At 73.3% G+C, this 12,637-nt stretch carries 14 protein-coding genes; 11 read left to right on the plus strand and 3 right to left on the minus strand.

What is annotated here, in order from left to right; translation table 11 throughout:
* Positions 1–5: 5 nt before the first annotated feature.
* Positions 6–1,319 (minus strand): SGNH/GDSL hydrolase family protein, encoded by a 1,314-nt coding sequence (locus O7629_RS09770; protein ID WP_278168775.1) that lies wholly within the window; start codon positions 1,317–1,319, stop codon positions 6–8.
* 211 nt (positions 1,320–1,530) lie between these two features.
* On the opposite strand from O7629_RS09770, the gene O7629_RS09775 reads away from it, so the two are divergent.
* The 10 genes from O7629_RS09775 (at position 1,531) to argH (ending at position 11,237) form a co-directional block, all read left to right on the plus strand.
* A complete protein-coding gene (locus O7629_RS09775) occupies positions 1,531–1,956 on the plus strand; it encodes a hypothetical protein (RefSeq protein WP_278168776.1) in 426 nt (141 codons plus the stop codon).
* A 297-nt stretch (positions 1,957–2,253) separates the two neighbouring features.
* Positions 2,254–2,541, plus strand: coding sequence for a DUF427 domain-containing protein (locus O7629_RS09780; protein ID WP_278168777.1), 288 nt, complete (start codon positions 2,254–2,256; stop codon positions 2,539–2,541).
* A gap of 98 nt (positions 2,542–2,639) precedes the next feature.
* On the plus strand, positions 2,640–3,656 hold the full coding sequence (argC, locus tag O7629_RS09785) for an N-acetyl-gamma-glutamyl-phosphate reductase (protein WP_278168778.1): 1,017 nt from the start codon (positions 2,640–2,642) through the stop codon (positions 3,654–3,656).
* Entirely contained in the window at positions 3,653–4,852 is a 1,200-nt protein-coding gene (gene argJ / locus O7629_RS09790; RefSeq protein ID WP_278168779.1) for a bifunctional glutamate N-acetyltransferase/amino-acid acetyltransferase ArgJ, read from the plus strand. The genes argC and argJ overlap by 4 nt, the downstream gene beginning before the upstream one ends.
* Positions 4,849–5,787 carry an acetylglutamate kinase gene (argB, locus tag O7629_RS09795; RefSeq protein ID WP_278168780.1) on the plus strand — a complete coding sequence of 313 codons (939 nt, stop codon included), beginning with the start codon at positions 4,849–4,851 and terminating at the stop codon, positions 5,785–5,787. Before argJ ends, argB begins: the two co-directional genes overlap by 4 nt.
* Positions 5,788–7,008, plus strand: coding sequence for an acetylornithine transaminase (locus O7629_RS09800; protein WP_278168781.1), 1,221 nt, complete (start codon positions 5,788–5,790; stop codon positions 7,006–7,008).
* Positions 7,005–7,940: an ornithine carbamoyltransferase gene (gene argF, locus O7629_RS09805; RefSeq protein WP_278168782.1), complete on the plus strand. Its 936-nt coding sequence runs from the start codon at positions 7,005–7,007 to the stop codon at positions 7,938–7,940. Before O7629_RS09800 ends, argF begins: the two co-directional genes overlap by 4 nt.
* On the plus strand, positions 7,937–8,446 hold the full coding sequence (locus tag O7629_RS09810; RefSeq protein ID WP_278168783.1) for an arginine repressor: 510 nt from the start codon (positions 7,937–7,939) through the stop codon (positions 8,444–8,446). The genes argF and O7629_RS09810 overlap by 4 nt, the downstream gene beginning before the upstream one ends.
* Before the next feature lie 80 nt (positions 8,447–8,526).
* Positions 8,527–9,765 (plus strand): argininosuccinate synthase, encoded by a 1,239-nt coding sequence (locus tag O7629_RS09815; protein ID WP_278168784.1) that lies wholly within the window; start codon positions 8,527–8,529, stop codon positions 9,763–9,765.
* Between the two features lie 8 nt (positions 9,766–9,773).
* On the plus strand, positions 9,774–11,237 hold the full coding sequence (gene argH / locus O7629_RS09820) for an argininosuccinate lyase (RefSeq protein WP_278168785.1): 1,464 nt from the start codon (positions 9,774–9,776) through the stop codon (positions 11,235–11,237).
* A 22-nt stretch (positions 11,238–11,259) separates the two neighbouring features.
* Here the strand turns inward: argH and O7629_RS09825 are convergent, their stop codons facing one another.
* Entirely contained in the window at positions 11,260–11,595 is a 336-nt protein-coding gene (locus O7629_RS09825; protein WP_278168786.1) for an antibiotic biosynthesis monooxygenase, read from the minus strand.
* Positions 11,596–11,645: 50 nt separating this feature from the next.
* On the opposite strand from O7629_RS09825, the gene O7629_RS09830 reads away from it, so the two are divergent.
* Positions 11,646–12,299: a DNA-3-methyladenine glycosylase gene (locus tag O7629_RS09830; RefSeq protein WP_278168787.1), complete on the plus strand. Its 654-nt coding sequence runs from the start codon at positions 11,646–11,648 to the stop codon at positions 12,297–12,299.
* Here the strand turns inward: O7629_RS09830 and O7629_RS09835 are convergent.
* Positions 12,279–12,548: a hypothetical protein gene (locus tag O7629_RS09835; RefSeq protein ID WP_278168788.1), complete on the minus strand. Its 270-nt coding sequence runs from the start codon at positions 12,546–12,548 to the stop codon at positions 12,279–12,281. The genes O7629_RS09830 and O7629_RS09835 overlap by 21 nt on opposite strands.
* Between the last annotated feature and the right edge of the window lie 89 nt (positions 12,549–12,637).

A 12,637-nucleotide genomic window follows, 5' to 3' on the forward strand; every position in this document is an offset into this window, starting at 1 on the left:
CGTGGTCAGCGCCGCAGCAGCGCGGCGAGGTCGACGGCGTCGGCCATCGCCGCGCAGCCGGCGTCGTTGGGATGCAGGTGGTCACCGCTGTCGTAGGCGGTCGCCAGCCGGGTCGGGTCGGCCGGGTCGGCCAGCGCCGCCGCGAAGTCGATCACCCCGTCGAAGGTGCCGCTGGTGCGGATCCAGTGGTTGACGTCGCGCCAGATGTCCTGCCGTTCGGGGGTGTCCAGGAACGAGCCGCCGAACGGCGGCACGGTGCCGCCGAAGATCGGCAGCCCCTGGGCCCGGGTCTGTGCGACGACCTGCTGGTAGCCGGCGATGATGTCGGCGGCCGGGGCGCTGTAGCCGATGTCGTTGGTGCCTTCCAGGAGGATCACCGCCCGTACCCCGGTCTGGGCGTAGACGTCGCGCTCCAGGCGGGCCAGCGCCGGCACGCCCCAGTACGGTTCGCCGTCGCGTGGGGCGAGCAGCCGGTTGCCGCCGAGTCCGGCGTTGACCACCGACAGGGTGGGCCCGCGGTGGTCGTGCAGGCGACGGGCCAGGTAATCGGGCCAGCGCCGGTTGGCGTTGCCGGTGGTGCTGGCGGTGTCGGTGATCGAGTCGCCGAGCGCAACGACGCTACCGACGATCCTGTGGCCGGCCTGTACGTCGATTCCGTCGACCAGCATCCAGCACGGCGTGTCGGCGTACCCGTCGGCGGTCGGCGCGGTGGCTCGGTCGCCCGCCGCCAGATGGTTGCCCTGGGCGGTGAACGGATGGTTGGTCACCGGTCCGGTCGGCTCCGGTACGTACACACTGACCAGCAGGGTGCTCAGCGCGGCGACCCGCAGCGGGACCGGGTCGCTCAGCGCCCGACCGCCAGCGGCGACGGTGACCTCGTGGCTGCCGCCGAAGGTCAGCTCCCGCATCGAGCCGGGCACGGCGGTCGCGCCGTCGTGCTGTACGGCGACCGAGGCCCGGCCGATCTTCAGCGCCCGGGTGCCGAACGTGTTGGTGACCCGGACCCGGACGGCCCGGCCGCCGGTGCTGACGAAGGCGACGTTGCGTACCGTCTGGTCGGCCAGCCCCTCCCCGGCCGGGCAGTCCGACCAGGGGATGGTGCTGCCCTCGACCGGGCTGGGCGCCCAGGCGGCGACCCAGGTGGCCGGGTGCCGGTCCCGGGCGGCAGACCCGGTGGGGGTGTCACCGCTGGTGGCCACGGCGAGCGCCGTCGTCATCGTGACCGCCAGGACCGCAGCGCCGGCCAGCGCCGCCAGCCCGGCTGACCGGGTGCGCCGGGCGGGTGCCGCCGGTTCGGGGTGATTGTCGCTGGGACGCACGCCTACCTCCTCATCGGTCGACCCGGCGGGTCACTGGGTCGACCGATAATGATAGAGGCGAATCTATGTGTCTGGTGACTGCCCGTTCCGTCGCCGAGCGCACCCCGAGCCCGGCCGGCGGGGCCGGGGCCGGGTCCAGAGCCGGGTTCAAAGCCGGGTCCAGAGCCGGGCCGGGGCCGGGCCCGGTCGACCCTCCGACTAGGATCGGACGATGCCTCGATGGCGCAGGACACGCCTTGCCGCCGGCGCCTCGATCGCCGTGACGGCCGTCGCTGCCTTCGCCAGTGGTCAGCCGCACTGGGGCTGGTTCCTCACGCTCACCGTCGGGCTGCCGTACGCGGTCCTGGCCGTACCGGCGCGCTGCGGTGAGTCGCTGTGGCGTGACGGCGACTGCCCCTACCTGGGGTCGGGTCTGCTGGTCGGCTGTCACCTGCACCGCCTCGACAAGATCGAGCGGCTGCTCGGCGCGCAGCCACGGGCCCGGACCGGCACCCGGCAGGGCGGCGCAGCCACCGGGGTGCCGCCGAGCCGGGTTCCCGTCGTGACCCGGCACGTCCGGGAAGGGCTGGGCTTCGTCGCCGTGCTCCTGGGCGCCGTCTCCGGCCTGCTCATCCTGCTCGGTGTGACACCCGGATAGCGCGGCCCGAACTCACCGCCGGCGGATCTGACTGGTCATGCCGCGTGCGTCGCGGGGCAGCTCGGGGAGGTCGTCACGGTCGCGCCGAGCGGCTTGAGACGGTACGTGTCGGGAAAGCGCCGCCCGCAGAAGGGTGAAGAAGCCAACGATGAACTGGTCGAGGTTGACGAAGACCTCGTTCGCGGTCTCGTGTCGCCCCGACCGGTGCACCGACCATAACGGACGATGGGCGCCGGTGGTCGAACTGTCCGCTGCGCGCCAGCCATGCGCGACAGGCGTGGTGGCTAGTCTGGCAGTATGCCGAAGGCCATCTGGAACGGACTCGTGATCGCCGAGAGCGACGACACGGTCGTCGTCGAGGGAAACCACTACTTTCCCCGGTCGTCGCTGCGTGACGACCTGGTACGTGAGTCGGACACCCACACCCACTGCCCATGGAAGGGCGACGCGTCCTACTACTCGCTGGAGCGCGATGGTCAGCGCAGCGCCGACGCGGTCTGGTACTACCCGGCACCGCTGCCGGCGGCCGACATGGTCCGCGACCGGGTCGCCTTCTGGCGCGACGTGGAGGTCGTCGACACCTGACGGGCGGAGCGGCGGGCGCCTGACGGGCAGGTGGAAAGGGTCTTGTCGGCCCGGATGCATCCTGATACCGTCCTCTGCATAGAAATGCGGAGGTGGGTATGGGCATCCGGGTCGCCGTCGCCGGCGCGAGCGGGTACGCCGGGGGAGAACTGCTGCGGCTGATCGCCGGGCACCCCGAGCTGGACCTGGTCGCCGCCACGGCGCACAGCCAGGCCGGTGCGCCGGTCGCCGCCGTACACCCGCATCTGGCCGGCCTCGACCTGGTGTTCGTCGCCACCGATCCGGCCGACCTGGCCGCCGCGGACCTGGTCTTCCTGGCCCTGCCGCACGGCGAGTCGGCCGCGCTCGCCGCCACCCTGCCGGCCGACGTCAAGGTCGTCGACCTCGGTGCCGACCACCGGCTCGCCGACGCCGCCGCCTGGTCCCGCTACTACGGCGGCCAGCACACCGGCGCATGGACGTACGGCCTGCCGGAACTGCCCGGCCAGCGGGACCGGGTCGCCGCCGCCGACCGGGTCGCCGCCACCGGTTGCTACGCGGTCGCCGCCACCCTGGCGCTCGCGCCGCTGATCGCCGCCGGAGTGGTCGCCCCCGACGACGTCGTGGTGGTCGCCGCCAGCGGTACCTCCGGTGCCGGTCGGTCCGCCAAGACCCACCTGCTGGCCAGTGAGGTGATGGGCAGCCTGTCACCGTACAAGGTCGGCGCCCACCAGCACGTCCCGGAGATCAAGCAGGCCACCGGCGCGACCAGCCTGTCCTTCACCCCGGTGCTGGCTCCGATGCCGCGCGGCATCCTGGCCACGGTCACGGCCCGCCCGGCCGACACCGCCGCCGACCCGGCCGCCGCCGCGCGCGAGGCGCTGACCGCCGCGTACGCCGACGAGCCGTTCGTGCGCCTGTTGCCCGCCGGTAGTTGGCCGGCCACCGCCGCGACCCTCGGATCCAACGCCTGCCACCTGCAGGTGACCACCGACGTCGACTCGGGACGGGTGATCGTGACCAGCGCCATCGACAACCTCGGCAAGGGCGCCGCCGGTCAGGCAGTACAGTGCGCCAACCTGATGCTCGGTCTGCCGGAGACCACCGGCCTGACTGCTCTGGGGATCGCGCCATGACGGTGACCGCGCCGAACGGGTTCCGGGCGGCCGGGGTGGCCGCCGGGCTGAAGAGCGGCGGCGCCGCCGACGTCGCCCTGGTCGTCAACGACGGACCGGCCACGGCCGCCGCCGGGGTGTTCACCGCCAACCGGGTGCAGGCCGCGCCGGTGCGGTGGAGCCGGCAGGTCCTGCGCGCCGGCAAGCTGCGCGCGGTGGTGCTGAACTCCGGCGGAGCCAACGCCTGCACCGGGCCGGGCGGCTTCCAGGACAGCCACGCCACCGCCGAACACGTCGCCGCGACACTGTCCGGCACCGGCACCGGCACCGGCCTCGACGTCGGTGCCGGTGAGGTCGCGGTCTGCTCGACCGGGCTGATCGGCGAACGGCTGCCGATGGACAAGCTGCTCGCCGGGGTGACGGCGGCGGTCGCCGGGCTGGCCGACGACGCCGGACCGGCCGCCGCCGAGGCGATCATGACGACCGACACCCGGCCGAAGACCACCGTCGTCGACGCCGGCCCGGCCGGCACCGGCGGACCGGCCTGGCGGGTCGGCGGGATGGCCAAGGGCGCGGGCATGCTCGCCCCGTCCATGGCGACGATGCTCTGCGTACTGACCACCGACGCGCTCGCCGACCCCGCCGACCTCGACGCCGCACTGCGCGAAGCCTGCCGCACCACCTTCGACCGGGTCGACTCCGACGGCTGCCTGTCAACCAACGACACGGTGCTGCTGCTGGCCAGCGGTGCCTCGGGGGTCACCCCGTCGGCCGGGGAGCTGACCGCCGCGGTCACCGCCGCCTGCGCCGACCTGGCCCGGCAACTGATCGCCGACGCCGAAGGCGCCAGCAAGGAGGTCGCCATCGAGGTGGTCGGCGCGGCCAGCGAGACCGACGCGGTGCAGGTCGGCCGGGCGGTGGCCCGCAACAACCTGGTCAAGACGGCGCTGTACGGCAACGACCCCAACTGGGGGCGGATCCTCGCGGCGGTCGGCACCACCAGCGCGGTGTTCGACCCCGACCAGCTCGACGTGGCGATCAACGACGTGTGGATCTGCCGGGACGGGGCCGCCGCCGCACCCCGCGACCAGGTCGACCTGACCGGCCGGCAGGTGCACATCCGGATCGACCTGCACGCCGGTGCCGCCACCGCGACCATCTGGACCAACGACCTGTCGCACGCGTACGTGCACGAGAACTCGGCGTACTCGACATGACCGACACCACCCGGCCGACCGCGCCGCACGGCACGCTGAGCCGCGATCTCAGCGTCGCCCAGACCAAGGCCGCCACCCTGATCGAGGCGCTGCCCTGGCTGGCCCGCTTCCACGGCGCGACGATCGTGGTCAAGTACGGCGGCAACGCCATGATCGATCCGCAGCTGCAGCGGGCCTTCGCCGCCGACATGGTGTTCCTGCGGTACGCCGGCATCCGCCCGGTGGTGGTACACGGCGGCGGCCCGCAGATCTCCAGCATGCTGCGCCGGCTCGGCATCGCCAGCGAGTTCAAGGGCGGCCTGCGGGTCACCACCCCGGAAGCGATGGACGTGGTCCGGATGGTGCTCGTCGGTCAGGTCGGCCGGGAACTCGTCGGCCTGATCAACGAGCACGGACCGTACGCCGTCGGGCTGTCCGGTGAGGATGCCCGGCTGTTCACCGCCGTGCGTCGGCCCGCCTGGGTCGACGGTGAGCCGGTCGACGTCGGCCAGGTCGGCGACGTCGACACGGTCAACCCGTCGGCGGTCGCCGACATCATCGCCGCCGGGCGCATCCCGGTGATCTCCACGGTCGCACCCGACGTCGACGGCGTACTGCACAACCTCAACGCCGACACGGCCGCTGCGGCGTTGGCCGTCGCGCTGCGGGCCCGCAAGCTGGTCGTCCTCACCGACGTGCCCGGCCTGTACGCCGACTGGCCCGACACCGGCAGCCTGATCAGCCGGATCACCGCCGACGACCTGGCCGACCTGCTGCCCACCCTGGCCGCCGGCATGGTGCCGAAGATGGAGGCGTGTCTGCGGGCGGTGCGCGGCGGGGTGCCCGCCGCGCACGTGGTCGACGGCCGGGTGGCCCACTCCACCCTGCTGGAGGTCTTCACCTCGGAGGGCTTCGGCACCATGGTCACCGATCCGACGAACGACGGGGAGTCCTGAATGGCCTCGCTGCGGGACCGCTGGTCCGCATCGTTGATGGACAACTACGGCACACCGCCGCTGGCGCTGGTGCGCGGCGAGGGCGCGACCGTCGTCGCTGAGGACGGCCGACGCTACCTCGACCTGTTGGGCGGCATCGCGGTCAACTCGCTCGGACACGCCCACCCGGCGGTCGTCGAGGCGGTCACCCGGCAGATCGGCACCCTGGGACACGTCTCGAACCTCTACGTCGCCGAACCGCCGGTGGCCCTGGCCGAACTGCTGCTCGCCCTCACCGGACGCCCCGGCGCGGCGTTCTTCTGCAACTCCGGGGCCGAGGCGGTCGAGGCCGCGTTCAAACTGTCCCGGCGTACCGGTCGGACCCACGTCGTCGCCACCCACGACGGCTTCCACGGCCGGACCATGGGCGCCCTGGCGTTGACCGGACAGCCGGCCAAGGCCGACCCGTTCCGGCCGCTGCCCGGCGAGGTCAGCCACGTGCCGTACGGCGACATCGACGCGCTCGCCGCCGCCGTCACCGACCGCACCGCCATGGTGATCCTGGAGCCGATCCAGGGTGAGGCCGGCGTGGTGGTGCCGCCGCCGGGCTACCTGGCCGCCGCCCGGGAGATCACCAGCCGGCACGGTGCCCTGCTCACCCTCGACGAGGTGCAGACCGGGGTGGGACGGACCGGCCACTGGTTCGCCCACCAGGCCGACGGGATCACCCCGGACGTCGTCACCCTGGCGAAGGGTCTCGGCGGCGGGCTGCCGATCGGTGCCTGCATCGCCTTCGCCGACACCCAGGTCGGTGGCGTGGGTACTCCGGCCGCGCTGCTCACCCCGGGCAGTCACGGCAGCACCTTCGGCGGCAATCCGGTCTGCTGCGCCGCCGCCCTCGCCGTGCTGCGCACCATCGCCGCCGAAGGGCTGCTCGACCACGTCAAGCGGGTCGGCGAGCAGCTGCGCCGGGGCGTCGAGTCGCTCGGCCACCCGCTGATCGCCGGGGTACGGGGCGCCGGTCTGCTGCTCGGCGTGGTGCTCACCGCGCCCGTCTCGGCCGCGGTCGCGGCCGGGCTGCGCGACGCCGGGTTCCTGGTCAATCCGGCCCAGCCGGATCTGATCCGGCTGGCTCCGCCGCTGATTCTCACCGCGGAGCAGGCCGACGAGTTCCTGGCCGCGCTGCCGGCGGTCCTCACCGCCGTCGCCGACGCTGCGGCGACCACTGGAGCGGCGTCGTGATCCGGCACCTGCTGCGCGACGACGACCTGAGCCCGGCCGAGCAGTCGGCGGTGCTGGATCTGGCCGCCGAGATGAAGGCGGACCGGTACGGCCACCGGCCGCTGGCCGGCCCTCGCTCGGTCGCGGTGCTGTTCGACAAGCAGAGCCTGCGGACCCGGCTGTCGTTCGACGTCGGCATCGCCGAGCTGGGCGGCAACCCGATCGTGGTGGACACCCAGACCACCCACTTCGGTCGCGGGGAGACCCTGGCCGACGCCGGTCGGGTGCTGTCGCGGTACGTGTCGGCGATCGTGATGCGTACCTTCGGCGACGACCGGCTCGCCGAGGTCGCGGCAGGGGCGAGCGTGCCGGTGGTCAACGCGCTCACCGACGGGTTCCACCCCTGCCAGCTGCTCGCCGACCTGCTGACCGTGCGGGAGTACTGCGGCGCCACCAGCGGACGGACCCTGGCGTACGTCGGCGACGCCGCGAACAACATGGCGAGTTCCTACCTGCTTGCCGGGGCCACCGCCGGGATGCATGTGCGGGTGTCCGGGCCGACCGGGCACGACCCGTCCCCGTCGGTGGTTTCCCGGGCCGGGGAGATCGCCGCCTGGACCGGCGGGTCGGTGCAGGTCATCCGGGACCCGAGGGAGGCGGTCGACGGCGCCGACGTGCTGGCCACCGACACCTGGACGTCGATGGGCCAGGAGGCCGACGGGCGGGACCGGCGTACTCCGTTCTGGCCGTACCAGGTCAACCAGGATCTGCTCGACGCCGCCGCGCCGGAGGCGATCGTGCTGCACTGCCTGCCCGCCCACCGGGGTGAGGAGATCACCGACGAGGTGCTCGACGGCGCGCGCAGCGCCGTGTTCGACCAGGCGGAGAACCGGCTGCACGCGCAGAAGGCGCTGCTCACCTGGCTGCTGCGCCAGCAGGACGGGCCGTCGTGACCGGGCCGGCGACCCGGACCGCCCGGCACGCCCGGATCACCGAGCTGATCCGGGCCAGGGCGGTTCGGTCGCAGACCGAGCTGGCCGAACTGCTCGCCGGCGACGGCATGCAGGTCACCCAGGCGACCCTGTCGCGGGACCTGGAGGAACTCGGCGCGGTCAAGGTACGCGGCCGCGACGGCGGCCCAGCGGTCTACCTGATTCCCGAGGACGGCAATCCGACGCTGCGGCCCGCCGAGCAGGCCCCGGCCCGCCTGGTCCGGCTGCTGCACGAGCTGCTCACCGGAGTCGACGCCAGTGGCAACATCTGCGTGCTGCGTACCCCACCGGGTGCGGCGCAGTTCCTGGCCAGCGCGCTGGACCGGTCCGGGCTGCCGGACGTGGTCGGCACCATCGCCGGTGACGACACCATCCTGGTCGTCGCCCGCGACCCGGCCGGCGGTGCCGACCTGGCCGGAAAGCTCTCCACCTGGGCCGCCACCCCGCCCGGCCCGACCACCACCTGAACCGCCCGACCACCCCCGCCGAACCGCCCGACCACCACCTGATTTTCCCGATACGCACATTCAACGAGGAGCACGACATCATGACTGAGCGGGTGGTACTCGCCTACTCCGGCGGCCTGGACACCTCGGTCGCCATTCCGTACCTCGCCGGGGAACTCGGCGCCGAGGTGATCGCCGTCGCGGTCGACGTCGGCCAGGGCGGCGAGGACATGGACGTCATCCGGCAGCGGGCGCTGGACTGCGGCGCCGTCGAATCCGAGGTGGTCGACGCCCGGGACGAGTTCGCCGCCGACTTCTGCCTGCCGGCGCTGCGGGCCAACGCCCTCTACATGGACCGGTACCCGCTGGTGTCGGCGCTGAGCCGGCCGCTGATCGTCAAGCATCTGGTCGCGGCGGCCCGTAAGCACGGCGGCACCGTGGTGTCGCACGGCTGCACCGGCAAGGGCAACGACCAGGTTCGCTTCGAGGTCGGCATCGGCGCGCTCGCGCCGGAGCTGAAAGTGGTCGCCCCGGCCCGCGACTTCGCCTGGACCCGGGACAAGGCGATCGCGCTGGCCGAGGAGAAGGGGCTGCCGATCGACGTGTCGCACAAGTCGCCGTACTCGATCGACCAGAACCTGTGGGGCCGGGCGGTGGAGACCGGCTTCCTGGAGGACATCTGGAACGCCCCGATCGAGGACCTGTACGCGTACACCGCCGACCCGGCCGCGCCGCGCGACGCCGACGAGGTGACCATCACCTTCGACGCCGGCGTGCCGGTGGCGGTCGACGGCGAGACGGTCACCCCGTACCAGGCGGTGGTGGAGCTCAACCGGCGCGCCGGCGCGCAGGGCATCGGGCGGCTGGACATGGTCGAGGACCGGCTCGTCGGGATCAAGAGCCGCGAGGTGTACGAGGCACCGGGCGCGATCGCGCTGATCACCGCCCACCAGGAGCTGGAGAACGTCACCGTGGAGCGCGAGGTGGCCCGGTTCAAGCGGACCGTGGACCAGCGCTGGGGCGAGCTGGTCTACGACGGCCTGTGGTTCTCCCCGCTCAAGCAGGCCCTCGACGCGTTCATCGACGAGACGCAGCGGCACGTCACCGGCGAGATCCGGATGGTGCTGCACGGCGGCCGGCCGGTCGTCGTCGGCCGGCGTTCCGAGGCCAGCCTGTACGACTTCAACCTGGCCACCTACGACACCGGTGACACCTTCGACCAGAGCCAGGCGAAGGGCTTCGTGCAGCTGTGGGGGCTGTCCAGCCGGCTGGCCACCGCCCGCGACACCCGGCTCGCCGGCCCCGGTGGGCAAACCCGGCTGCCCGGCTCGGGAGCCTGACCCCGACAATGGTCGCCGTGGACGACAAGAGCCTGACCGAGAACACCGCCAGCCCGAACCGCACCAGCCTGTGGGGTGGCCGCTTCGCCGGCGGGCCGGCCGAGGCGCTGGCCCGCCTGTCGGTCAGCGTCCAGTTCGACTGGCGGCTGGCCCCGTACGACATCGCCGGCTCCCGGGCGCACGCCCGGGTGCTGGCCGCCGCCGGCCTGCTCGACCCGGACGAACTGGGCCGGATGCTGGCCGCGTTGGACGACCTGGAGGCGGCCTGCGCCTCCGGGTCGTTCCGGCCGACCGTGGACGACGAGGATGTGCACACCGCGCTGGAACGCGGCCTGCTGGAGCGGCTCGGCTCGCTCGGCGGCAAGCTGCGCGCCGGCCGGTCCCGTAACGACCAGGTCGCCACCGACCTGCGGCTGTACCTGCGCGACCACGCCCGTGGCCTGGCCGCACAGCTGGTCGAGCTGGCCGCTGCCCTGGTCGAGCAGGCCGAGCGGCACCTGGAGACCCCCGCGCCCGGGATGACCCACGTGCAGCACGCCCAGCCGGTGACGTTCGGGCACTGGCTGCTGGCCCACGTCCATCCGCTGCTGCGCGACCTGGACCGGTTGCGCGACTGGGACGCCCGTACCGCCGTGTCACCGTTGGGTGCCGGCGCGCTGGCCGGCTCCGGCCTTCCGCTGGATCCGGTCGCGGTCGCCAAGGAGCTGGGGTTCCGGACCTCGTTCGCCAACTCGATGGACGCGGTCGCCGACCGGGACTTCGCCGCCGAGTTCCTCTTCGTCACCGCGATGGTCGGGGTGCACCTGTCCCGGCTGGGGGAGGAGGTGGTGCTCTGGACCTCGCAGGAGTTCGGCTGGGTGGAGCTGGACGACGCCTTCGCCACCGGGTCGTCGATCATGCCGCAGAAGAAGAACGCCGATATCGCCGAGCTGGCCCGGGGCAAGTCCGGCCGGCTCGTCGGCGGGCTGGTGGCCGTACTGACCATGCTCAAGGGGCTGCCGCTGACCTACGACCGGGACATGCAGGAGGACAAGGAGCCGGCGTTCGACGCCGTCGACACCCTGCAGCTGCTGCTGCCGGCCCTGGCCGGGATGATCTCCACCATGACGGTACGGGTGGACCGGCTCGCCGCCGCCGCCCCGGCCGGGTTCACCCTGGCCACCGAGGTGGCGGACTGGCTGGTCCGCAAGGGTGTGCCGTTCCGGGACGCGCACGAGGTCACCGGCAAGCTGGTCGCGCTCTGCTCGGCCCGGGAGTGCGCGCTCGACGAGGTCTCCGACGACGACCTGCGGCTGGTCAGCGAGCACCTGGACGCCGGCGTCCGGGACGTACTCTCGGTGCGGTCGGCGCTCGCGGTGCGGACCACGCCGGGCTCGACCGGCCCCGGTCCGGTGTCCGACCAGTTGGTTGCCGTGACGGAGCAACTGAGCGGGTGGCGGCAGTGGGCGGCGGAGTCGGTGGTGCCCCGCTGACCTGGCCGGCGGCCAGGTCGGGTCACCGGGTGGGCGGCGGGAACCGGTAGGCCCGCTCCACCCGGGCCACGTGCACCGCGAAGCTGGCGTACCACCGGGCCCGGCCATCGGCCTGGGCGATCAGATGTTCGACGTGTCGACGCCAGGCGGCGATCGACTCCTCGTCACGCCAGTAGGAGACGGTGATGCCGACCCCGTCGGGGTCCCGGGCACTGTCCACGCCCAGGAAGCCTGGCTGCGCGTCGGCGAGTTCCAGCATCCGGCGGGCGGTGGCCGCGTAGCCGTGGTCGTCGTCGGTGCGGGTGGAGGCGAAGACCACCAGGTAGTACGGCGGTGGCGGGGTGGCGGCGGGACTCATCGGTCGCTCCCGGGCGGTGGTGTGCTGGGTCGCTGTGCTGTGCTGGCACCATGAGACCACCCGCGCCGGTCGGCGATCTCGCGACGGTGCTCGCCGGACCGGTCGACGTCGCGGCCCGCGCGTTGCTGGGCTGCCGGGTCGCCGTCGGCGATGTCGAGGTCCGGCTCACCGAGGTCGAGGCGTACGCCGGGGTCGGCGCCGACCCCGCCTCGCACGCCCACCGGGGCCGTACGCCGCGTAACGCCCCGATGTTCGGGCCGTCCGGTCACCTGTACGTCTACTTCAGCTACGGCATGCACTGGTGCGGCAACGTGGTCACCGGCCCGCCGGGACAGGCGGCGGCGGTGCTGCTGCGGGCCGGCGAGATCGTCGCCGGTCACGGGGCGGCCCGGCGGCGCCGTGGCCTGCGGGTGCCGGACCGGGACCTGGCCCGTGGTCCGGCCCGGTTGATGGCCGCGCTCGGGCTGGACGGCACGGCGAACGGTACGTCGGTGCTCGACGGCACCGGCCCGCTGTCGCTGACGCCATCGCCGGTGCCGGTCCCGGCCGGGGCTGTCCGCACCGGCCCCCGGGTGGGGGTGGGCGCGGCTCCGCACACGCCATGGCGCTTCTGGCTGGCCGGCGAGCCGACGGTCAGCGCGTACCGCCGGGCCGCTCCCCGGCCGCGCGGCGGCCGGACCGGGTCACCGAACGTGCCCGGATGACGGCTGCTCCGCCCACGGCAGCAGGCCGTCCTCGACGGCCCGCCGGGCAAGCTCCAGTTTCGTCTGTGCCGGGCGGCCGGCGGCGGCGTACTTGCGCTTGACCCGCTCGAGGTACTGCTTCGCGGTGCCGAGACCGACGCCGACGCGACGGGCGGAGGCGACCATGGTCAGCCCGGACAGGTAGGCGACAAGCACTGCGGTCTCCTGTCGGGAGAGCCGTGGACCGGGGTGGTACGAGGGCTCGGACACGGGCGACCTCCGGAGCTGTTGACTCTGGAAGAGTAGGCAGTTGACTGTCAGCCAGGGGGCCGGACATGAGTCAACAAGTTCACCCGGAC

The organism is Solwaraspora sp. WMMD792 (assembly GCF_029626105.1).
Taxonomy (GTDB): Bacteria; Actinomycetota; Actinomycetes; order Mycobacteriales; family Micromonosporaceae; genus Micromonospora_E.